Below are 22,682 nucleotides of genomic sequence, written 5' to 3'. Positions count from 1 at the left end.
AGCGTTCTCTACCTGTCGTAGCCTCAGTCCGACGAGCCCGTGCCGCGCGGCCGCTCGATCCCGTACGCCTCCATCCAGCGATACAGCGTCGCACGCGACACGCCGAGCTCGCGCGCGGAAGCCGCGACGCGCCCGCGCGTGCGCAGCAACGCGGTTTCGATCGCCTCGCGCTCGATCGACTTGCGGATGTCGGCCACGGACGGCGATGCCGCGTCGAGACAGTATTCGAGCTCGAGATCCTGTGCGGTAATCAGGCGTCCTTCCGTCATCACGACGGCGCGACGCACGCGGTTGATCAGCTCGCGGACATTGCCGGGCCAATCGTGCTTGTAGAGCGCCGTGATCGCGTCCGTCGAGAAACCGCGCACGCGATGGCGCGCGTCGCCGCGGAAACGTTCGAGCATGTGGTGCGCGAGCAGTTCGATGTCCTTGCCGCGCGCACGCAGCGGCGGCTGATCGATGCGCATCACGCACAGGCGGTGGAACAGGTCCGCGCGAAAGCGCCCTTCCGCCATCGCGTCGCGCAGGTCGACGTGCGTCGCGGATACGATCCGGACGTCGACCGGCACCGGGTCGCTGCCGCCAAGGCGATGAATCGCGCGCTCCTGCAGAAAGCGCAGCAGGCTCGCCTGGCTCTCGTGCGGCAGGTCGCCGATTTCGTCGAGCAGCAGCGTGCCGCCGTTAGCGGCTTCGACATAGCCGATCTTCCGCGCGTTCGCGCCGGTAAACGCGCCGCGCTCGTAACCGAACAGCTCCGATTGCAGCAGATGCGGCGGGATCGCGCCGCAGTTGACCGCGACGAACGGGCCGTTGCGCCGCTCCGAATGGCGGTGGATCGCGACGGCCGTGAGTTCCTTGCCGGTGCCCGTTTCGCCGAACACGAATACCGGTGCGTCGGTGCGCGCGAAGCGCCGCACCGTATCGAACAGCCGCAGCATCGCGCTGCAAGTGCCGACGATGCCCTTCTCTTCCGATTCGAGCCGTTCGCGGTCGCGCGCGAACAGGCATTCCATTCCGTATGCGTGGCCGACCGTGTCGGCGATCCGCTGGTGCGACGCCGGCAACGTGACGTAGTCGAAACAGTAGTCGCGCAACAGTGCGCGTACGTTCGGGGAAGCCGTCTGACCGACGTCGACGAGCGCGACCCACACGACGTCGCGCATCGACGCGCACGTGGACGCGATGCTGCCGATCGCATCGGCATGGCCGCCGCTCAGATCGAGGATGCCGCAGGTGATTTCGCCGGACGTGTCGCGCAGCTCGCTCGCCTGCGCGACGATCGAGACTTTCCAGTCGCGCCGCGCGAGTTCCTTTCGCAGCATCACGGACGGCGACTGCGTCCAGTAGATCAGCGGACGCTGCCCGTTACCGCTCTCCCCGCCGGCGCTCTTATCGCGCGTTATTGGCATATTCATAACGAACCATCACTTTCTCCACTCCGCGAACCGTTCGCGTGCGCTGCGGCCGGCGGCGAATGGCCACCTGTCCGCGCTGCGTTTCCGCAGCTTTGGCGAAGATCGAAATTGCACACGGTGAGAGCCCCTGGAGGTCGAGCCGGATGTCATCCGGCCTCGTTGTCATCGAACTCGAACGGAACGCGCGACCGCAGGAGCCACGACGTCCCGGCTTTGATGCGACGCGCCGTCAGGCTGGGCACGTCGGCAAACGGGAATTCCGTCCGCATTTGCGTCGCGTCGTACACGACAGTCGCGCTCGATGCTGAACCGGATGGCCGCCAACCCGATCTCGGAATGACCACCGCATTTCATCCGTTCCTGAATTTACACCCCGTTTCAAGATGGTCGTGTTACCAAAAGATAATCCTGATTCAGCCGGTTACGCGACGCTCGCCCCGCTCGACGCCCCTTTGACCACTGAGATTTGATTATCTCCGACCATTCCCGTCAATCAGTGGCAAATACTACTTTTCACGAAGATTGACACTGTTCATTACCCACGGTTTTCGCCGAAATCCCGGGAAATGACCGGCACCGCATTGCCCGCGCCGCATAATCCCGCGCGCCACCGCACCGCCGTATCGTGTGGCGACCGCTCGCTCGTCCGTTACACCCCGTAATCAGTCTCCCCGCGGCGCGCGGTGCGTTCGTGCTGCACCGGCGCCATCCGGCGCGCGCGACCTGTGCGCACCATTTTGCGGCGAATCGCGATGGCCCAATGTTAAATCGGGTGTGACGGCAACCGTTTCCCGCAATGCAGCATGACAACGGGCACGACAGCGTACGGATGAACGACGTGCGCGCCGCGCAACCGCGCAGGCGTGCATCGTCCTGAAGGAATTCGACTGGGCTGCAAGCGTCGGCTCGCGCAATGCGGCCGACCGTGTGCGCGAGCATGTGCCCGGCGCCGCCATGCACGACCAGCCCGTCGTGAACGATCGCAATCTTCAAGTCCTGCCCCCGGTTCTTTATTCACATTCGATGTTGGCTGGCCGCGCATCGCGGTGCGGCCGCCAGGATGGAGCAATTATGGAAAGGCACCGGCCGCGATGGTGTGTGCTACCGCACATTGCCGCGTTCCCGGGGCGGGCTCACCGCGTCGCATGCCACTCGGTCCGCGCGAATCCGGAGCGTGAGTACGCTTTCGAACAGACCAGTACATCGCGCATCCGGATGATGAAGATGCCGCGCCGCACGTGACGATCGCGTCCATGCGGCACGGCATGCCGAAGGCATCACGCGAGGAACGCATCATGGAATGGCATTGTTGTGAATTCGAACACCTGAGCGCCGTCGATCTCTATGCGATCCTGCGCGCGCGCAACGTCGTGCTGGTGGTCGAGGATGCGCATACGCATCTCGACATCGACGGCAAGGACGCCTGCGCGCTGCATGTCTATGCGAGCGTGCGCGACGGCGACACCACGGAAGTTACGGCCTACGCGCGCATCCTGCCCGGCGACGACATCGATCCGGACGTCGTGATCGACAAGGTACTGACCAGCGGGAGCTGCCGCGACGACGACACGCTCGAGCGGCTGATCGGCCGCGCGCTCACCGCCGCGCAGGCCGCGTGGCCGGACGCCGCAGTGCGCACGCACGTATCCGCGCCGCGCCAGGCGTTCTACAAACGCTTCGGATTCCGCAAGGCTTATGGCCCGTATCTCGAACAGGGCGCGCCGTTCGTCGGCCTGATCCGGCCGGCCAACCGCGCCGACGGCACGCTGCGTCACCTGCTGTCCCGGGCCGTCTCTGCGTCCCGGCCGCGAAACGACGACACGCGCGCCGACGGCCGCACACACAACCGGCTGCCCGCCGATACCGGAGCCAATCGATGACCCGCACCCTTCGCCCGGTTCCCGAACCCGATCTGCCGCGCATCCTGCCGGTGATCCTCGCCGGCGGCTCCGGCACGCGGCTGTGGCCGCTGTCGCGCGAGCAGTATCCGAAGCAGCTGATCGAGCTGATCTCGAACGAGTCGCCGCTGTCGGCGACGGCACGCCGCCTGAACGGCATCGAGAACGCGTCGCTCGGCGACACGCTGCTGCTGGTATGCGGCGAACAGCATCGCGTGATGAGCGCCGCGCAGGTGCTCGGCCGCGCGGCGCCCGCCCGCATCCTGCTCGAACCGGCCGCGCGCAACACCGCGCCCGCGCTGACGCTTGCGGCGCTCGACGCGAGCGCGCTCGCGGACGATCCCGTGCTCGCGGTGATGCCGGCCGATCACGTGATCGCCGATATCGGCGCGTTCCAGGATGCCGTCGCACGGGCCGCGTGCTACGCGCAGGAAGGCGCGATCGTCACGCTCGGCGTGCTGCCGCGCCGCGCGGAAACGGGCTACGGCTATATCCAGGTCGGCGAGCCGCGCGCGGGCCGCCAGGGCGGCCATGGCGGCTACTCGATCGGCCGCTTCGTCGAAAAACCCGATGCGACGCTCGCCGAGCGCTACCTGCATTCGGGCGACTACTGGTGGAACAGCGGGATTTACGTCACGCGCGCGTCGGTGTGGCTGAAGGCGATCAGCGCGCTCGCGCCGGCGATCCATTCGGCCTGCGAGACTGCCTGGCGCGCGGGCGTCGCAGAAGATCCGTTCTTCCGGATCGATGCGGCGGCCTTCGACGCATGCCCGTCCGACTCGATCGACTATGCGGTGATGGAGCGCCTCGCCGAGCACCGCGAACTCGGCATCGAAGGCATCGTGGTGCCGCTGTCGGCCGGCTGGTCGGACGTCGGCACCTGGGATGCGATCTGGGAAATCATGCCGAAGGACGATCAGGGCAACGTGGCGCGCGGCCCGATCGTGTTCGAGGATACGCAGGACAGCTTCGTGCGCTCGGAGGGACGTCTCATCGCATGTGTCGGGATGAAGGACGTCGTCGTGATCGAGACGCCCGATGCGGTGCTGGTCGCGAACAAGCACGACGTGCAGCGCGTGAAGAACATCGTCGCGCGGTTGAAGACGGACCGGCGCCCGCTGGTAAGCGAGCACCGCAAGGTGCAGCGGCCGTGGGGGCATTACGATTCGATCGACCTCGGCGAGCGGTTCCAGGTGAAGCGGATCGTCGTCGAGCCCGGCATGCGGCTGTCGCTGCAGATGCATTATCACCGCGCGGAGCACTGGATCGTCGTGCGCGGCACCGCGAAGGTGACCCGCGGCAACGAGACGTTCCTGCTGTGCGAGAACGAGTCGACTTATATCGCGGTCGGCGAGGTGCATCGGCTCGAGAATCCCGGCCGGATTCCGCTCGAGATCATCGAGGTCCAGTCGGGCGATTATCTCGGCGAGGACGATATCGTCCGGTTCGAGGATCAGTATGGGCGTGAGGTTGAAGCACTGCTGGCCACGCCGGTGCCGCTCGCTTCGCAGAATGCGCATACGCACACCGTGGCGCAGGACCAGGATGCCGTCCGATAGCCGCACGTGGCGATCCGATTCACGCCGTGCATGATCGATCGCGCCGTCCGAGCCACGGTCAATCGGAGCCGCGCTGCGACCAGCGCGGCTGCCTGACGTACTGGCGTACGCGCGGCAGCAACGACGTATCCGCGCCGGCAACGTCGGGGGCGGCCGAATGGGACTCAAACACCGTCGCGCACGGCGCCGCACGCTTCTGGCCGGTTGCGCAGGTTTGGGCGGGGCCAACCCGCACCGGCTGACCGTCGATCGCCGACAACTGGTTACCTGCCAGCCGGACCCCTGATACGTTCCCCCACAGACGAATGCCGTCGAACCGCGCGTGCGACACGCGATTGCCGACCACGGCCACGCGCGTCACCGCACCCGACCACGTGCTGATGTCGATCGCGCCCTGCTGCGTGAGCGGACGCGAATCGGTCCGGCCGGTCGCGGTCTGGATATCCGTGATCACGTTGTTCTCGATCCGGATGTCGGACGCGCCGTAGGTCCCGTTGCTGTCCTCCTGCGCGACGAGAATGCCGGCGCTCACCTGCACGTTGCGCACGATATTGTTCGAGATGGTCACATCCGCACCGCCGACGACCGTGATGCCCCGCCCCCAGGTGTTTCCTTCCAGCGAGTTTCCGGTGATCAGCACGTTGCGGCTCAGCACGCCGTCTTCGCGGTAACTCACCACCGCGATCATGTCGTCTCCGGTGCCGCGCACGACATTGCCCTGGACAAGCACGTTGCGCGCGCCGTGCGTCATGTGGATACCGTCGGCGAGCGTCGACAGCACCTCATTTCCAACGATCGCGACATCCGTTCCACCAAAGACGAAGATGCCGGCGCCGCCACCGTCGATCACGTTGTCCAGCACCTGCACGTCACGCCCCGTCACGTCCACCTTCGTCGATTCCGGCGTATAGAGACGCGTCGTGCCGGCTCCTGTCAGCCTGAATCCGACGATCGTCGTACCTGCGCCGCGCATCTCGATCGTCTGGTCTTCCGGAACGGTCGCGATCAGCGTCGCGCCGTAGCCGGACAGCACGACATGCGCCTGCTTCACGACGAGCGAACGACCGACGACGTAACGACCCGGCGCGAACACGAGCCGCTGCCCCGGCCGCAACGCGTCCAGCGCGCGCTGCAGCGTGTCGGCCTGATCGGCGGTGTCGGAGGCCGGACGAACATACGCATCCGGCACGCCCGCATGAATCCCGCCCGGCGCGGACGCCCCGGATCCGGCCACGGCAAGCCCCGGCCACCACGGGCCGCCCGCCACACACAGGCCGAACATCACGGCGCACGCGCCTGACAGGCATTGCGATCTACGCATATCGAAGCATTCTCCTGGGTTTGGCGATCCGGTACGACCGCGCGATGCGGCATGCGTGTGTCGTCACATCGGGAATCGGCTGATGACGATCGGCCGGTGCGTGTGCCATCGGACGCATGCCATGAGAAACATGATCCGGCAACGCATCGCTGCGCGCGGCGGCACCTGCGTACAACGGCCGGTCTCAAGCCTGCCCGCGAAACCGACGCAGCGAACGACGGGCGGTGCGTCCGATTAGATCATCCCGCCATGCCGGGCTTCGGTGCGTCAGCCCACCCATACCGTCCACGTCACGACGACGCGAAGCCGCGCGATGCCCGATTGCCGCTACGATCGCGCGCCGAATCCCCGAACGGTAGGCTCGCGAACAAAGCCGCCACGCGCGGTCCGTATCATGATCCACACACGCTATGGCTGTGGCCGTCGCCGCAATCGCCGGGCGGAATCGGCGTGCAGCCAGGTAGGCCGTGGCGCCGATCGCACCACGTCGACGCCCGACACGCAAGCTGCTGCCCGAGTCGCAAATGTCGACACGACCGTCTCGTTGCCGATCGATGTCATGCCGGCCAACGTCACGCGATGCCAGGTATCCGGATCGCCCATACCTGCTCGCCCGAGATCCCTTCATGACCGACCTCACCATCGCAATCTGCAACTACAACCACGGCGCATACCTGCGCGACGCGATCGATTCCGCGCTCGCGCAAACCGCGCAACGCGTCCGCGTCCTCGTGGTCGACGACGGTTCCACCGACGATTCGCGCGACATCATCCGGTCTTACGGCGAGCATATCTCGGCAGTCTTCCAGGAGAATCGCGGCCAGGTCGCCGCGTATAACCGCGCGCTCGAACAGGTCGCCACGCCGTACGTGATCCTGCTCGACGCGGACGACGTGCTCTATGCCGATGCCGCCGCCCGCGTGTTGGCCGAGTTCGCATCCGGCGATTTCGTGAAAGTGCATTTCCGGCTCGACGTGATTACGCAGGACGGCGCACCGACGGGCGTCACCATTCCGCAATCGGCCCTCGACACCGATTGCGGCCGCTTGCTGCGCGCGGGCTGGTTGTATCCGTCGCCACCCGCATCGGGTAACGCATATCGCACCGACGCGCTCAAGCGCATCTTTCCGGTGCCGGTCACGCCCGACAATCTGCATGGCGCCGATTTCTACGCGATCTACGGAATCGCGTTGCTCGGTGCCGTGCACATGATCGATGCGACGCTCGGCGGCTATCGCGTACATCACCGGCTCGACACGCGTACCGACGATGACGCGGACCGCGGCACAGCCGATCTGGCATTCGGAAATGCGGAAGACGCGGCCACCGGCGCACTGAAGGCCGGACGACGCTGGTCGACACTGCGCACGCTCGCCGACACGCGGCTGTATGAATCGCTCCCTGACGCCCCGTTCGATTTTGCGATCGAAAAGGCCATCTTTGCGAGCACGCTGTATCGCGCGCCGTTCCCGCGCCGCTGGCGCTGGTTCCGTTCCGAATCGGGACGCTACTGGCATACCGTGCTGCGCAACCCGTTCTGGCGCCCGCTCAAGAAACTCGTCGTCGCAACGCTGTCGCTCGCATGCCTGCTGCCGTCGTCGGCGCTCAGCGACCGTGCGATTCGCTTTATCGCCAACCCGCTTGCTCGCGCCCGCATTCAGAACGGCACGTCGCGCCCGGGCAGGCCGGACCGGCAAGCGTCGGCCTGACCCGGCGCTCGCTGTGTGCTTGCCTCGACACGTGCAATGTCAGCCCGGGCAACGCCGACTAATGTAAGCCATCGCACCCAGTTCGCCGTGCTTGCACAGCACAATGGTCCGGACCGACCCGATCAGGCATTTGCGTGAAAAACGCGCGATGGACACGTCTGAATCGTCATAGCCGAACGCCGGTGTTCGATGTTCGAATCGGTGATTCGCATGTGACGATGGGGAGACCCCACGACAACTTCAGCGAATCGAAAAGTTGAGCGCGGGGCGACAGATTCATTGATCAGGAATACATAGGCATTCAGCCGGATCTTTCAACCGGATGACTCGCCAGCGACTTCGCGATTCGTCGGCGACCGGCCTCGACAGAGACCGGATGAAGGCGCGATCGAACAGACAGACTCGACGATGACCACGAAAAAAATCGTTCACGTTGCCGAAGCGTTCGGCGGTGGTGTGCTCTCGATGCTGACCCATCTCGCCAACCACGCGGCGGAAACCGGCGCCGACGTAACGGTGCTTCACTCGATCCGATCCGAAACGCCGGTCGATTTTGCAACGCTGTTCCGGCCCGACGTCAAGCTGGTCTACGTGAGCATGGCACGTGAGGTCAGCCCCAAAAAGGACTGGCTCAGCTTGCGTGAACTGATCAAGAACCTTCGCGACAGCAACCCCACCGCGATTCATCTTCATTCGTCGAAAGCGGGCGTGCTGGGACGCATAGCCGCGAGGATCGCCGCACCGAATGCCAGGGTCCTTTATTCGCCCCACGGGCTTTCGTTTCTGCGTTGCGACGTGTCGCGTGCGAAGCAGTTCGCCTACTTGAGCTTCGAACGCATTGCGGCTCGCCTGGGCGGAACCGTCGTCGCCTGCTCGCGCAGCGAACTCATGGAGATCAAGGGCAAGGTCCACGCAAAATCCGCGGTGCTGGTGGAAAACGGCGTCAACGTGGTCGAGATCCCGTCACGCCGGATGCGCGACGATCGCAAGATCGCGATCGGAATGAGCGGCCGGGCATCGTTCCAGAAAAACCATGAAGCGTTTTGCCGGCTTGCGGGCAAGCTGCGCGGTCCCGACATGGCGTTCGTCTGGATCGGCGGCGACCGGGACGAAATCCCGGATCCCGAGGCGCGCCACGCAGTCGTCTGTAGCGGCTGGCTGACCCGCACGCGCGCGCTGGAGCTGACGTCCGAACTCGACATCTACGTCCAGACATCTCGCTGGGAAGGCATGCCGGTGGCCCTGATCGAAGCCCAGGTGGCCGGCATTCCCGCGGTCGTGACGGACGTCGTCGGCAACCGCGACGTGGTAATTCACGGCGTGACCGGATATATCGCGTCGAACACCGAAGAGATGGCCGGTTATCTGACCATGCTCCGTGACGACCGGAAACTCCGCGAGGAAATGGGCGCAGCCGCCAGACAACTCGCGACCTATCGGTTCTCGATGAGCGCCATCTTCCGGCGCTGGAATGCGCTCTACGGACTACGTCCGGTCGAACCTGCTACCGATGCGCGCGACTTCAAGCAGGTTGGCGCCGATCAGGTCAAGACCCAGTTCTGATTCCGATATTTCATTGCTGACATGATCGCATTCAAACATCCGAAAAAACTCATGTACAACGGTCGGTTTACCACGCAGAAAACGACCGGCGTACAACGCGTCGCGCGTGAGTTGATCGCCGCCCTGGTCGAGTTCCAGTCCGACGATCCGGTGACGGTACTCGTCCCGCCGCAGCCCGCCGTCGCCGTGAGCGGCACCCGGACGATCCGGGTCGGTTTCGGCAAAGGCGCGATCTGGGAACAACTGGTCCTCCCGCTTTTTTCTCGCCGCAGCCGCATCGTCAACCTCGGCAATTCGGGTTCCATCTTTCTCGGCAACCAGATCATCTTCATGCACGACGCGGCGGTATTCGATACGCCCGCTCACTTTTCCCGGCTCTTTCGGGTGTGGTACCGGATCATGTTCTGGATTCTTGCACGCACCTCCGCTTGCGTGCTGACCAACTCCCGCTTCTCGAGGGATCGTCTCGCTCATCATTGCGGCGTTTCGACGGACAAGATCAGCGTCGTACCACTCGGTGCGGATCATCTCGACGCACTGGAGCCGGACACGAGTGTGCTGCGAGAGCACGCGCTGACATCCGATCGCTTCGTGCTCGCGGTCAGCAGCATGAACCCCACCAAGAATTTCGGCCGATTGATTGCGGCATTCCGGCAAATCGGCGATCCGTCGGTGGATCTCGTCATTGTCGGCATGCGCAACACGGCCGTGTTCGGAAAGCAGGACCACGTCACCGCGGCCGAGCCGAACATCAAGTACGTCGGATACATCAGCGACGAAAAGCTGAAGGCGCTGTATCAGCATGCGACCTGTTTCCTTTACCCGTCGATCTACGAAGGCTTCGGCATCCCGCCTCTCGAAGCGATGCGCTACGGTTGCCCGACCGTCGTGGGCCGCTCCGCGGCGCTGCCCGAGGTCTGTGCGGACGCGGCGCTTTACTGCGATCCCTATTCGTCCGATGACATCGCGGAAAAACTGAAAAGCCTGCTGGATTCCGCCGAACTCAGGGCCGATCTGAGACGCAGGGGGCCTCTGCATGCGGAGAAATACCGCTGGAGCAAAAGTGCCGAGCTGATGACGCAGATATTCGATCGCCTTTAGCACGGCGCGCAGGCCCGCCTGCGTTGCCTTGCGCCGGATCGGCCGCCCGCCTGCGACCTCCCGTCTGCGCGCGCCGGGAGGCCCGTCGCGGCGACCGACCCGAAACACCATTCCCTGTGCAACGTAATGGCCGAGGCCAGACAACGGCATGCCGAGAAATGACACGATATATCGACTTTGAAACGGAACCGGTAGCCGATGACGAACCTGCGTCGTTTGACCTGATCATCGTCGGTGGCGGCGCGGCAGGACTGACGATCGCACGCGAAATGTCCGGCCTCGGGTTGACCCTCCTGCTGCTGGAGAGCGGCGGACTCGACGAATCGGCCGACCACGAAGCGCTCAATGCGGTCGACGTCGACGGATCGCTGGACGACGACGGATTGCAGCAGGCGCGACAAGCGTCCCATGCGTATCAATTGAAGTTCTGGTCGTCCGAAAACCAGAAGTTCGGCGTCCGGTGTCGCGTACTGGGTGGCTCGACTGCAGGCTGGGCCGGTAAAGTGGCGCCGTTCGATTCGCTCGATTTTGCGTCGCGCGACTGGCTGCCGAACTCGGGATGGCCGATCAGCGCCGTCGACCTCGCGCCCTTCATCGAGCGTGCGGCGCAACGGCTCGACGTCGGGCCCCTCGTCAACGGCCCGGCGTTCTGGGCGGCCGCGAAGCTGCCGGAACCGGCACGCATCGCCCGCATGAAGCATTTTTCGTCGTTCTTCTGGCAGCTTGCACGCTCGCATCGCAACCTGACCGACGTGATGCGATTCGGCCCGGACTTCAGAAGCGAAACGCATCGCGACGTGACCGTCGCGTTCAACGCAACGGTGTGCGCGATCAAAACCGACGTCGACGGCGTGACGGGCGTGGAAATCGCCGCATCGCTGTCGGGAAAACGACGTTGCATCGTGCAGTCGCGCCATGTCGTGATGGCCGCCGGCGCGATCGAAAACGCCAGGCTTCTGCTGCTGTCGAGGGACGCGGACGGCCATGCGCTCGGGAATGCCCACGACGTCGTCGGGCGCTATTTGACCGACCATCCGTGCATGTCGGTCGGCACGTTCTCGCAGGACAGTCAGGCTTCCGCGGCGGCATTGCTCGGCTTCTTTTCGCTGCAGCGAAACTATCGCGCTTTCATGTATTCGCACGGACTTGCGCTGCGCGCCGAAGTCCAGCAGGACCAGCGCCTGCCCAATATGGCGGTGTACGCAAATACCCGCATATCGAACGACGATCCGGTGGTCGCGCTGAAACGGTTGGCAACACGGCAAAGCAAGCGTCCGCTGGCCGATCTGCTCCTCGTGCTGCAACGCTCGGGCGTCGTCGTGAGTTTCGTCGGCCGGCGCGTCGTGGGGAGTTCGATGATTCCTCGCCGCCTGCGCCGCCTGATCGTGGATGCGGTGATCCGGCTCGATGCGAACTTCGTCGCCCGCGACTACGTGACGAAAGGTACCGGCAGAAAAATCGAGCAAGTCGCGCTCGACGTCATCTGCGAGCAACCGTCCGTGCCCGACAATCGCGTCACGCTGTCCGATCGATGCGACAGGCTCGGATTGCCCTTGGCGCGGGTGACCTGGGAGCCCGGCGACACGATGAAGCGGGCCGTGCTCGCGTTCGCACGATTGCTCGCGGACGATCTTCGCGCAGCCGGCATGCACGGTTTCTCGCTCTGGCCGGAAATCGCAGCGGGCGATCTGTCGAAGATCGTGCCGCACGACATGGCGCACACCGCCGGCACGACGCGGATGGGACGGGATCCGGCAACCAGCTTCGTCGACGAGAACTGCCAGGTGCACGGCGTTCGCGGCCTTCACGTCGCCGGTGCATCGGTCTTCCCGACCAGCGGGCACGCCAATCCGACCATGGTGATCATGGCGCTCGCGATCAGGCTCGCCGATCATCTGAAATCGACGCTGGTCGCGCAGCGGGTGGCGGCCTTGAAGCAACCTGCCGTTGCGAACGATGCGGCGCAGTGCGTGCTGGTGACGGGGGCAACCGGAAATCTTGGCGCGGATGTCGTCGATCAGTTGATCCAGCGCGGTTATCGCGTCCGCGGGCAATTCCGCCACAAGGTACCGACCGACCCTCGTGTCGAATGGGTCGCCGTGGATTTCTCCGATCCCGATCTCGACGATGACGTGCTCGACGAACTGGTCGACGGCGTCACGGCCGTGGTTCACCTCGCGGCCAGCCTGCCGGGCCAGCCGCAGATGGAAACGACCAACGTGATCAACCTGGAGCGCTTCGCCCGGGCGTGCGTCCGCGGTGGCGTCAGGTATTTCGGGCAGGCCAGCTCGATGGTGGTCTACGGCTCTCCGCGCAGCCGGCTCGTGGCCGAGACGGCGCCCCTGCTCGACGTGAGCCGGCCGCTCGAGCAGCAGTATTTCGAGTCGCGTGACATGCGCGAGTACGCGCGAAGCAAGCGGCTCGGCGAGGATGTTCTTTCCCGATACGCGAACAGCATGCATGTCGATCTGTATCGCATCGCCTTCTCGCAACAGCCCGGCCACCTCGAAGCGTCGTTGAACTGGAGCAGGAAGAAGCGGTTCTTCGTGCTGTACCGCAACAGTCACTACATTTCGCCGCGCAACGTCGCCAGGGCGATCGTGCATCTGCTCGCCCTGGCGACCGACAACGGCCGCCGCGACGGCATCGACGCGTTCAATGTCGCCGATACGCATTCGCCGACTTACAACGACATCTACCGGCGCGCGGGACGCAAGCAGATCCACGTGCCTTTACTCGCCGATGCGCTGAAGAGCCTGGCAGTCGGAAAGCGTGTCGGGAAGCGTTATCCGATGGGATTCTTCCGTCTCGACGACAGCAAGTTGCGATCGACGGGTTTCGTCCTCGATCGCGACGGCTGACGGCGACGCACGGCAAGCCCGCGCCCGGCCAACTGTCGCCCAGCGCACTGTCGAGCTCACCGCTCCTCCCTAGAGTGAAGCGATTCTTCCTCAATCACTTCAGGCGCCCGGCCCCACCGGCCGGTCGCCCTCTCCTCCCATGACTACACGCGAAGCCAGCCTCGACGTCGCCCGTGGCGCGGGGATCATTCTTGTCGTCTACGGGCACGTGCTGCGCGGAGTCGTCTCCGCGGGACTCGTGCCAGCCGGCACGGCCGATGCCGTATTCGCATGGAACGACTATGTGATCTATACGTTCCACATGCCGTTGTTCTTCTTTCTGTCCGGACTGCACGTCTGCAGTTCGCTGCGCCGCGCGCGGCAAGGTTTCCTGTGGTCGAAGGTCACGACGATCGTGTACCCGTACCTGCTGTGGTCGATCCTGCAGGGCGGCGTGCAGATCGCAATGTCGTCGCACGGCACCAATCATCCGTTTACGCCCGGCGACCTGCTGGCGATCGGCTGGCGGCCGTTCGCACAGTTCTGGTTTCTGTATGCGCTGATGCTCTGCATGATCGGCGCGTGGGCGCTGGCGTCCGGCATGCCTGACATGACGCGCACGCCCATGCCCGCACGTGCGCGCCGCCGGCTCGCCGGCGGAGCAGCGGTCGGCCTGGTGCTCGGTGCGGCGACGCAGTGGGGCATCCTGTCGACGACGCTGATGAACGTGCCGTTTTTCGTGGCCGGCATCCTCGCGTCGCAGGCGCTGCCAGGCTGGCTCGAGCGCAACAGCGGGCCGACCGCGTGCGCGGCGACGGCGGCGGCGTTCGTTGTGGCGATCGTGTTCGCGCATGGCTTCGGCAGCGCAACGAGCATCTGGGCCGTCCCGGCCGCGTTCGCAGGCATCGTGCTGGCACTGCAACTCGCGCATCGGTACGCGTCGCAACCCGCACGGGCTGCGTGGCTCGCGTCGATCGGATGCGCGTCGATGCCGATCTATCTGATGCACATTTTCGTGATGGCAGGCGCGCGCATCGTGCTGATGCGCATGGGCGTCACCAGTCTCGCGGCGCATCTCGCACTCGGCACGCTGGCCGGCGTCGCGATTCCGATGGCCGTCTATCTGGTCGCATTGCGTACGGGCCTCACACGCATCGCCGGCTTTCCGGCATGGCCCGAGCGCCTGACGGTCGCGCGCCCGCGTGCCGCGTGAGCTTCTTCGAGACGATCCGATGCCGGTTCGGCGGATTTGGCAGCGCCCGATTCGCGCTGCGCGCCGAAACCTTTCGGCACCGGGCGTCTTGATCGAAAGCTTGTGACGTAACGCTCCGGGATGGCCATCGGTTCGACACGATGCATGGAACGCGCGTCTATGGTGCTGCCTGCACCACTCCGGACAGCTTGACGATGCCACGCGGTGGAGTCGCGGTCAGGCTGCTGCGCTACGCGGCGCATGTCCGATCCGTATCGACACGCGGACGTTCCGCAATTTCAATCTCGTCACCGAATGGATTCCGGTCCGCGAAACACCACCGGCCGGGTTGACAATCGACTCAGCCGAGATCCGGCTCGCCGCGAACCGATTGCCCGGTCGCCGCACGGCTGAACCGTCGGCCCGCGCTGCCGATTCTCGCGTCGCCGGGCACAGCACGCCCGGCGACCGGCGAAACACGCGCCGGCCGCGTCGCAAACCAGCGGAATATGATGACCGGCAGCACGAGCGGCACGAAATTCCGTCCGCTGAACAGGTTCGGCGTTCGGAGTATCTCCATCAGCGACACGAAAAGCACCGCATGCGCGCAGCACCAGAACCCGCTCCCGCTTCGCCAGCCGGCATAACTGCGGCCGAGCATCCAGCCGAGCACGACCGCATCGAGAAGACCGAACCAGCCCCACTCGTAGAAGTAGACGAAGATCCCCGACGGATTGTTGAATTCCGGGTCGGCGTAGCTGTTCAGGAACAAGTTGACGCTGTCGCTCGAATCGAGCCACGGCTGCAGCATTGCACCGATCCCGGGAAAGCGCAGAAGCCAGTCGAACGTGAACATCGGATTGCCGTGACTCCATCCGAGCACGCTCAGTATCCCGGCGCCGTTGTTCAGCGACGTCGAGTAATACAGGCCGAGACGCTCGAGCGCGAAGTCGAAGACGTTGTCGTAGATGTTGACGTAATAGGCTTCCCACGAACGGTTGTACTCGTTCGCGATGAACAGCCCGAACAGCAACGGAATCGCCGCGTACGGCCCGAGCGTCAGCAGCCGCGCATACCGGCCGCCCAGCCGGAACCGTACGACCATGAGCGCGAACGGCATCACCATCTCGATCAGTGCGAGCCGCTCCGCGAACAGGAAGCTGCGCAGCAGCGTCAGCACCGCGAGCACCGCCAGGTATACCTTGTAACGGTTCAGCCCCTTCACCGGCGTCCTGAACACGTAGAAGTAGAACGCGACGAACGGCGCCGTCGCCTGCGTAAACGAGCTCAGGCCCGTGATGCGTCCGATCTGCTCGAGCATGTCGTACGCGTTGGCCTCGCCATGCAGGAATGCGAGCAACAATGCCGGTCGCGCGATGATGCTGCTCAGCATCACGAGATTTCCGAACAGCGCCAGCGCGAACACGAAATCGAGCACGCGCGGCGACAGCGCCACCGGAGCTGCCGCGGGCCTCGCCCGCGATTCCGCCTCGGTCGTCGCGAACCACGCCGCCGCCATGACGACCAGCAGGAACAGCGCGCCGACGAACGCGTAGTAGCCGTCGAAATAAATCCGCGCAATCGATTTCTGGTCGCCCAACAGGCTGATCGACAGCATCCCGTACAACGGCAGGATGAAGATCAGCACGAGGCGTGCGGGGTCCTCCCACCAGTAGCCCGTGTAACTGCCCGTCGCGCGGCGCGCGCGCGCCGTCGCCGCACGCTGTCGCAGCCCGACGTCGCCCGCCGCTCGCTTGTTCATGAAACGCGTTCCACCCGTTGCCCCGACGCCATCACCCCCGTGTATCCCGACGCGGCCTGATGCGTGTTCGTGTCCGAATAATCGTAGTCGTAGCGCCCCGGCGATCCCTTGTAGTCGTTCAGGATCACGCCGCGGACATCGATATGCGCGTGCTCGAGCCGTCGTGCGCTCTCGTCGAGCGCCGTCAGCGTCGTCACGCCGCTGCGCGCGACGAGGAACACGGTGCCCGCCAGGCGCCCGAGTATCAGCGCGTCGGCTACCGGCAGCAGCGGCGGGCCGTCGATCATGACGAGGTCGTAGCGCGATGCGACACGCTCGATCATCTCCGCGAGCGCGGGTTGCAACAGCAATTCGCCCGGATCGGGCACGACATTGCCCATCGCCATGAAATCGAGGCCAGGCGCCACGTCGCGCTTGATCGCCTCGTCGAGCCCGTGGGTGCCCGCAACGACATCCGACAGACCGGGCGCGCGGCTGTAACGGAACCGCTCGTGCAACGACCCCTTGCGCAGATCGGCATCGATCAACAGCACTCGCCGCTTCGCGGCGCCGACCAGCGAGGCGAGATTCGCGGCAACAAACGATTTTCCGACTCCCGTCGTGGGCCCGGAAATCAGGACCACCCGGTTCGGTGCGTCCGGCATCGACAACTGCAGCGCCGCGCGGAAATTGCGCAGGCTTTCGAGCGCCGCGTCCTGCGGCACCGGCTGGCGCGCATCGCGCCGCCCGGCTTTCGCATGCGGCTCGGCGTGCGCCGTCGCCGGGCTGTGCGGTACCGTCGCGAGGACCGGCACCCCCGTCGACCATTCGATTTCCTCAGCGTCGCCGATCGTGCCCACGATACGCTGCCGGACGACCACGAACCCGGCGCCCGCCAGCATGCCGACCAGCAGCAGCGCGATCACGGCCACGCCGCGATGCGGGCCGACCGGCATCTCCGCGACCTTCGCCGCATCGACGATCCGCACGGTGCCGGTCTTGCTGGCCCGCGCGAGCAGCATCTGCTGGCGCGTGTTGAGCAGGTTCGTGTAGAGCGCGGTGTCAACCGCGACGTCGCGTTGCAGTTGCAGCACGCCCTGCTCGACGGTCGGCAACTGCTGGATCTGCTTGCGCACCATGTCGAGCGAACGCTGCGCGTCGCCGAGCTGCGCGTCGACCGCCACGACTGCCGGGTGCTTGGGCATGAAGCGCGTCAGCAATTCCTCGCGCCGCTGCTGGAGCGTCTGCACGCGCGTCTCGATGTCTACCGACTGCTGCCGGAGCGCCAGCGCCTCGTCGCTCGTGTTGACCGTGCCGTGCGACGCGCGGAATGCGTTGAAGCGGTTCTCCGCGTTTTCGAGCTGTGACTTCAACTGCGGCAGCTGCGCATCCATGAAGCGGATCAGCTTGTCGGCCGCCTCGGACTTGCGCTGCGTGTTCTGCGCAAGGTATGCGTCGCCGATCGCGTTCAGCACGCGGCTGTCGTGCGCGGGATCGGTGCCGTCGAGCGTCACGCCGATCATGTTCGACTGCTTGCCTCGCTCGGAAATCAGCGCGTTCTTCTGCAGCCACGCGGTCGCTTCCTCGTCGCCGTAGCGCGTCAGGTCGAAGCGGGCGCCGGGCATGCCGGCCACGTCGCGCACGAACACGTTGATCGGCCCCTGCGGCGTCTCGACCTGCAACGGCTGGCCGATCCGGCCCTGCCAGACGGGGCCGGTTCTGCCGAAGAAACCCGTGCGCTGCAGCGTATAGGCGCCGTCGTTGCCCACGACGAGCGCGAAACGCTTGCCGAGCAGCCGCTTCGGCACGTCGAAGCTCGGCACGTCGATGCGTTCCGTGCCATACACGTAACCGCCCGGCAGCGGCGACGACAGCCCGTCGGCCGCGTTCACGAGCCGCCAGCCGACGATCGGCAGGTAATGTGGCTGCGCATCGACGGTGAGATTGGTGCTGTCGACCGCGCGGGCCAGCACCGCGCGAGACTTCAGCACCTCGATCTCGGTCGACGCGTCCGTCTTCAGGTCGAACACCGACGACGGGTCGCCCGACGGCGACGTCGGCTTCGACTCGGTCGGGCTCTGCTCGACCTGAAACAGGATGTCGGTCCGGTAGACGGGATGCGCGCACAGCGCATACACCGCCCCGACGAACGCGCCCGCGAGCGTCGTGCACAGGATCAACCGACGGCCGCCATAGAGCATGCTCCAGTAGCGGCGAAACGGATGGGACGGCCGCAACGCGGGTCCGTCGTGCGGGTCAGGCAGAGTCAGAGTGGTCATACGGCATCAGTCCCGTAGGCGCGACGAATCGCGATCGCGAAATCCGTCACGAGGTTCACGGCGAAATGGCTTTGGCCGTCAGCGCGCCCTGCGCGGACGACGGAATCAGCAGGTTCACGACACGGCTCCAGCGGACCAGCGACGACGCATCGACGAACACGACGTCGCGGCGCTCGAGCGGGAACTGCTCGGCCAGCGCGAACGACGCCGGCGAACTGCCGTCGAGGTGATAGACCTGCGGGCGATTGCCGGGCCCGCGGCGCACCACGTACACCTGCCGCGCGTCCGACGTGTACTGGCTCACGCCGCCGGTGTCGCCGAGCGCTTCGCCGAGGCTCATCCGGCCGTCGGTCAACGTCAGCGTCGCCGGACGCGACACCTCGCCGAGCACGAACACCTTGGCGTCGCTCGCGGCACGCACGCGCACGAGATCGCCGTCGCGCAGCAGGATGTTCGACGGGTTGACGCCCGCGGCGAGCATCGCCGGCAGGCTCACGTTCACGGTCTTGTCGCCGCGCGTCACCACGACCTGCGAGCGGTCGGCCGTCGCGGTGAAGCCGCCCGCGCGGTCGATCGCCTCGGGCAGCGTCATCGGCATGTCGTTGACGATCTGCAACCCCGGCGTGCGCACTTCGCCATCGAGGTAGACGCGCTTGCTGCGATACGCCTGGATACGCAGCGCGATCTGCGGCTTGCGCACGTATTCGCCGAGCTGTCTCGTCAATGTCGCGCGCGCCTGCGCCTCGGTCAACCCGGCCACATGCACGAGGCCCGCGTACGCGAACTGCACGTTGCCGCCGGCGTCGACCGTGTAGCCGGTCGCCACGGAGTTCGCGCCGACGGCATCCGCGCCGCCCGTCGTCTGCGTGACCGGAAGGTTCAGCTCGGGGTGGTCCCACACGACGATGCTCAGCACATCGCCGGCGCCGATCACGTACGGCGCCGGCTTGCCGAACAGTTGCCGGATTTCCGCATCGACGTTGGCCGGTCGCGCCGCATGCTGTTGCTCGACGAACGCGGGCGTGATCTCGATCAGTTGCTCGTTCGATACGTTCTGTACGCCATCGAGGCCACCCGCGCCCGATGCGTCGGCACTCACGCGTGCATTCGCGTCGTGATCGGCCGGCGCGCGATACGTCATGCCCGGCGAGAACGCACACGCGCTCAGCGCACACACGGCTGCCGCCAGCGCCACGCGCGACAGCCACGGCGAGCGGCAAACGCCGGCCGCGCGTCGCCGCGCCATCCCGAACGTCGATTCTTGTTGCGTGGTGGTTGACATGATGTCCTTCCGAAACTGTGCGGTAACCCGCCGAACGCGGCGGATTCCGGTATTACGCTTGCCGGCGCGGCTCGCATCGCGGTGCCGCTCCGCCCTCTTCACCGCAATTCACTCGGTACGATTCGTCATGAACTGCCATTCGTCACTTGCGTCGCTCGTCATCCTGTCGGCCGGCTTTGCCTGTGCCGCCGGTGCGCAATCCCTGCCCGCCGATTCGGCCGACGCGCCGGTCTTCGCGTCGTCACCGTCGCTCGCACCGCCACCTCGGCAGCGTTCGGCGCAAATCCCGCCGGCAAGCGCGGCCGTTGCAACAGCGGCATCCGACGTTTCTGCATCGGCCTTCGCGCGCCCCGGCAGCCTTGTCGCCGCCGAACCCGATTCGCGCTCGCACCGCACGCTGCGCCGACCGCTCGTGCCGAGCCGACCGCATCGTGCGCCAGCGGCCAGTGCTGCCGCCGACGGCTGGAGCAGCGATACGTTGTACGCGTCGCCCTACGCAACATCACCCTACGTACAGCCGAACGATCCGGACTGACACAGCCCGCCTGTGCCACAGGATTGGACACCACCACGAACGGCGCGTCTGTGAGCGACCTCACCGAACGCCGATCTTCATCCGCAACGGGGATCGCTCCCCGAAACGCACGACCACGACGCAACGCGCATCACACGCATCACGAACGGCCGACCGACACCTTCGCGTACGGTTGCCCTGCTGCGTCGGGCGCGACCGGATCGGCCACGCGAGTAGCCGCCCGGTCCGAATCGCCGCTCAACGCCCGCATGCACAGATCGATGACGGCATCCGTCCCCGCAGCGCCGTACAGCGCGTGATCGATCTGCGGCATCAAATGCATGCGGACGTGACGAGAGCGCCGGAAGGCTCGCTCCACCGCCCCGAAGTGACGCCGGACGTCGTCAATGCCGGGATCGACCGAGCCATATACGAGCAGCGTCCACACGTTGCGCTGCGCGAGTGCGTGCATCACGCCGCGCGGCGTGCCGACGCGCGGTTTCCAGCCGATGCGCGCGGCCGCCTCCATCGCGGGCACGCTGATGCGCGCGATGCCGTTCGCCGCCACCGCGCGCAGGATCGGCCGCAGGTCGCGGCGCTCGCGGATGAGCCGCTTCCACCTGCGCCATTCGCGCACCGACAGCCAGTAGCCGCGAACGGAGTTGTTACGCTGCTTCTGCACCGCTTCGAGCGTGAGCCCGGCCGGCCAAACGAAACGCGCGAGATTGATCGCGATCACGCCGCCGAGCGACGGCGTCTTCACCGCCGCATGCAACGCCGCATATGCGCCAGAACAGACGCCGGCCGCGATGACGTCCGCGTGGCCGAGCGCGCGCAGCCAGTCGGCAGCCGCCGCGACGTCGTCGATCGCCTGCGTCGAATAAACGACACCCGACTGGTCGTCCTCCGCGGCAGGCCCGCTGTCGCCGATACCGGTTACGTCGATCCGCAGCGTCGTCACTCCGACCCGCGCCATTGCGCGCGCGAGGCGCACGCCGAAGCGCCCTTCGCCGCTGCGCGGATTCGTCGACGTATTCGCGATCACGAGCGCCGGGCTGGCCGGTACTGACGGCGTCGCTCCGGCGGGACGACACAGCACGCCGGCCAGCCGGTTGGGGCCGACCGCGACGACCTGCTCGGTCATGTCGTTCATGTCGAGCGCGGCGGCTGGCTCGCCGTTCCATGCAGGATCCGCACGCGACCCGGTTTCGGCGGCCCCCGCCAAACGCGGCGCGCGTTCGACAATCCAGTGCACCAGCGTATCGATCGCCGCCCGCGGAAGGCGCGAGCGCGTGCCGTCGAGCATCGTCGTCGGCCATTCCCGGAAGGGATCGCATGTCACGTCCACGCCGCGCGCGAGCAATGCGTCGCGCAACGCGGGGCCGTCGCCCTGCTCCGGCTGGAGCAGCAGCATCGAAGCAGGCAGCGTCGGCGCATCGCGCACGACATCGCACAGATCGGTTGCCTTCAGCGCATCGACGAGATCGGCCGGGAACCGGTGCCCGAGCACGTTCACGCACGGCTCGTCCCGTTGCGCGAGACGGATCGCCGGCGGCGCCGTGTCGAGCCACTGGCGGTGAACGAACGACAGTTCGCGCAGATATGAACGGCCGCGCACGGCCGGCGAAAGCGCCACCATCGCGTCGACGCGCGGCACGGTAGACGAACCCGTGCCCGTCGCGGCCAGCATCGCGAACATCGCCCCCGCGCGAATGCCGACGAGCGTCAGCGCGGTCACGCCGGCTTCGTCGCGCAGCAGGTCGATCGCCTGGCGAATACTGTCGACACAGGCCTCGTACCGCCCGGCGTCGCGATCGTCGCCCGCCGAATCCCCCGCGCACGGATAGTTGAATCGCAACACGGTGACGCCCTCGTGCACGAGACGCTCCGCGATCGCGCGCGTGAGCTTGTGCGTCCACGTGGCCTCATGGCCCAGCGATTCGCACAGGATCACGCCCTGTCCCGTCTGTCCTTCGTGCAACCACCCCATGCAGCCAGTGAACGCTATCGGCTTCACTCGGTACTCCTCGGATCGGTATTTGTTATCGAATGCACGCCCGTGCGCCGGCGGGTTCACCGGCATGCGCGGCAGCGCGATCACGCGACGCACCGGCGAACGCACGCTCACCCGGCCGCGAAAATCGCCGCGCCCCTGCGCGGCCCGCTCGCCGTGTTCCGTGCACCGCACTGCCCCGCGCCCGGACCGGCCGCGCACCCTCGCGCGCGCCAGTCCGCGATCATGGAATTCGTCGCGTTGTACCCGGTTCG

At 66.0% G+C, this 22,682-nt stretch carries 14 protein-coding genes; 8 read left to right on the top strand and 6 right to left on the bottom strand.

Going from position 1 to position 22,682, the window contains the following annotated elements; all coding sequences use genetic code 11:
• Positions 1-23 precede the first annotated feature (23 nt).
• Complete coding sequence (locus BBJ41_RS19715) at positions 24-1,415, bottom strand: sigma-54 dependent transcriptional regulator (RefSeq protein WP_069748027.1); 1,392 nt, start codon at positions 1,413-1,415, stop codon at positions 24-26.
• Between the two features lie 1,253 nt (positions 1,416-2,668).
• Between BBJ41_RS19715 and BBJ41_RS19710 the strand changes: the two genes are divergently transcribed.
• Both BBJ41_RS19710 and BBJ41_RS19705 read left to right on the top strand, forming a co-directional pair.
• Positions 2,669-3,295 carry a GNAT family protein gene (locus tag BBJ41_RS19710; protein ID WP_175972584.1) on the top strand — a complete coding sequence of 209 codons (627 nt, stop codon included), beginning with the start codon at positions 2,669-2,671 and terminating at the stop codon, positions 3,293-3,295.
• Entirely contained in the window at positions 3,292-4,872 is a 1,581-nt protein-coding gene (locus tag BBJ41_RS19705; protein ID WP_069748026.1) for a mannose-1-phosphate guanylyltransferase/mannose-6-phosphate isomerase, read from the top strand. Before BBJ41_RS19710 ends, BBJ41_RS19705 begins: the two co-directional genes overlap by 4 nt.
• A 58-nt stretch (positions 4,873-4,930) precedes the next feature.
• On the opposite strand, the gene BBJ41_RS19700 is transcribed toward BBJ41_RS19705, so the two are convergent.
• Positions 4,931-6,193 (bottom strand): right-handed parallel beta-helix repeat-containing protein, encoded by a 1,263-nt coding sequence (locus BBJ41_RS19700; protein WP_069748025.1) that lies wholly within the window; start codon positions 6,191-6,193, stop codon positions 4,931-4,933.
• Positions 6,194-6,819: 626 nt separating this feature from the next.
• On the opposite strand from BBJ41_RS19700, the gene BBJ41_RS19695 reads away from it, so the two are divergent.
• The 5 genes from BBJ41_RS19695 (at position 6,820) to BBJ41_RS19675 (ending at position 14,619) form a co-directional block, all read left to right on the top strand.
• Positions 6,820-7,902, top strand: coding sequence for a glycosyltransferase family 2 protein (locus BBJ41_RS19695; RefSeq protein ID WP_069748024.1), 1,083 nt, complete (start codon positions 6,820-6,822; stop codon positions 7,900-7,902).
• Between the two features lie 408 nt (positions 7,903-8,310).
• Entirely contained in the window at positions 8,311-9,465 is a 1,155-nt protein-coding gene (locus tag BBJ41_RS19690; protein ID WP_069748023.1) for a glycosyltransferase, read from the top strand.
• Between the two features lie 21 nt (positions 9,466-9,486).
• Complete coding sequence (locus tag BBJ41_RS19685; protein ID WP_069748022.1) at positions 9,487-10,566, top strand: glycosyltransferase family 4 protein; 1,080 nt, start codon at positions 9,487-9,489, stop codon at positions 10,564-10,566.
• Positions 10,567-10,724: 158 nt separating this feature from the next.
• A complete protein-coding gene (locus BBJ41_RS19680) occupies positions 10,725-13,427 on the top strand; it encodes a GMC oxidoreductase (protein WP_069748021.1) in 2,703 nt (900 codons plus the stop codon).
• A 139-nt stretch (positions 13,428-13,566) separates the two neighbouring features.
• Positions 13,567-14,619 (top strand): acyltransferase family protein, encoded by a 1,053-nt coding sequence (locus tag BBJ41_RS19675; protein ID WP_069748020.1) that lies wholly within the window; start codon positions 13,567-13,569, stop codon positions 14,617-14,619.
• A 340-nt stretch (positions 14,620-14,959) separates the two neighbouring features.
• On the opposite strand, the gene BBJ41_RS19670 is transcribed toward BBJ41_RS19675, so the two are convergent.
• The 3 genes from BBJ41_RS19670 to BBJ41_RS19660 are packed head-to-tail and all read right to left on the bottom strand — an operon-like array spanning position 14,960 to position 19,900.
• Complete coding sequence (locus tag BBJ41_RS19670; protein WP_069748019.1) at positions 14,960-16,360, bottom strand: O-antigen polymerase; 1,401 nt, start codon at positions 16,358-16,360, stop codon at positions 14,960-14,962.
• Positions 16,357-18,618, bottom strand: coding sequence for a polysaccharide biosynthesis tyrosine autokinase (locus BBJ41_RS19665; RefSeq protein ID WP_069748018.1), 2,262 nt, complete (start codon positions 18,616-18,618; stop codon positions 16,357-16,359). Before BBJ41_RS19665 ends, BBJ41_RS19670 begins: the two co-directional genes overlap by 4 nt.
• Before the next feature lie 55 nt (positions 18,619-18,673).
• On the bottom strand, positions 18,674-19,900 hold the full coding sequence (locus BBJ41_RS19660) for a polysaccharide biosynthesis/export family protein (RefSeq protein WP_069748017.1): 1,227 nt from the start codon (positions 19,898-19,900) through the stop codon (positions 18,674-18,676).
• Between BBJ41_RS19660 and BBJ41_RS19655 the strand changes: the two genes are divergently transcribed.
• Positions 19,899-20,435: a hypothetical protein gene (locus tag BBJ41_RS19655; protein WP_236872106.1), complete on the top strand. Its 537-nt coding sequence runs from the start codon at positions 19,899-19,901 to the stop codon at positions 20,433-20,435. The genes BBJ41_RS19660 and BBJ41_RS19655 overlap by 2 nt on opposite strands.
• 139 nt (positions 20,436-20,574) lie before the next feature.
• Here the strand turns inward: BBJ41_RS19655 and BBJ41_RS19650 are convergent, their stop codons facing one another.
• Complete coding sequence (locus tag BBJ41_RS19650; protein WP_069750270.1) at positions 20,575-22,431, bottom strand: serine aminopeptidase domain-containing protein; 1,857 nt, start codon at positions 22,429-22,431, stop codon at positions 20,575-20,577.
• Positions 22,432-22,682 lie beyond the last annotated feature (251 nt).

Origin of the sequence: Burkholderia stabilis (genome assembly GCF_001742165.1) — a bacterium.
Taxonomy (GTDB): Bacteria; Pseudomonadota; Gammaproteobacteria; order Burkholderiales; family Burkholderiaceae; genus Burkholderia; species Burkholderia stabilis.
Note: the sequence above shows the minus strand (reverse complement) of the source record. Positions and strands in the feature narration are given on the sequence as shown.

Coding starts and splice junctions, on each gene's coding strand:
- BBJ41_RS19715 (WP_069748027.1), bottom strand. CDS start 1,415: ATGAATATGCCAATAACGCGCGATAAGAGCGCCGGCGGGGAGAGCGGT.
- BBJ41_RS19710 (WP_175972584.1), top strand. CDS start 2,669: ATGCGGCACGGCATGCCGAAGGCATCACGCGAGGAACGCATCATGGAA.
- BBJ41_RS19705 (WP_069748026.1), top strand. CDS start 3,292: ATGACCCGCACCCTTCGCCCGGTTCCCGAACCCGATCTGCCGCGCATC.
- BBJ41_RS19700 (WP_069748025.1), bottom strand. CDS start 6,193: ATGCGTAGATCGCAATGCCTGTCAGGCGCGTGCGCCGTGATGTTCGGC.
- BBJ41_RS19695 (WP_069748024.1), top strand. CDS start 6,820: ATGACCGACCTCACCATCGCAATCTGCAACTACAACCACGGCGCATAC.
- BBJ41_RS19690 (WP_069748023.1), top strand. CDS start 8,311: ATGACCACGAAAAAAATCGTTCACGTTGCCGAAGCGTTCGGCGGTGGT.
- BBJ41_RS19685 (WP_069748022.1), top strand. CDS start 9,487: ATGATCGCATTCAAACATCCGAAAAAACTCATGTACAACGGTCGGTTT.
- BBJ41_RS19680 (WP_069748021.1), top strand. CDS start 10,725: ATGACACGATATATCGACTTTGAAACGGAACCGGTAGCCGATGACGAA.
- BBJ41_RS19675 (WP_069748020.1), top strand. CDS start 13,567: ATGACTACACGCGAAGCCAGCCTCGACGTCGCCCGTGGCGCGGGGATC.
- BBJ41_RS19670 (WP_069748019.1), bottom strand. CDS start 16,360: ATGAACAAGCGAGCGGCGGGCGACGTCGGGCTGCGACAGCGTGCGGCG.
- BBJ41_RS19665 (WP_069748018.1), bottom strand. CDS start 18,618: ATGACCACTCTGACTCTGCCTGACCCGCACGACGGACCCGCGTTGCGG.
- BBJ41_RS19655 (WP_236872106.1), top strand. CDS start 19,899: ATGATGTCCTTCCGAAACTGTGCGGTAACCCGCCGAACGCGGCGGATT.
- BBJ41_RS19660 (WP_069748017.1), bottom strand. CDS start 19,900: ATGTCAACCACCACGCAACAAGAATCGACGTTCGGGATGGCGCGGCGA.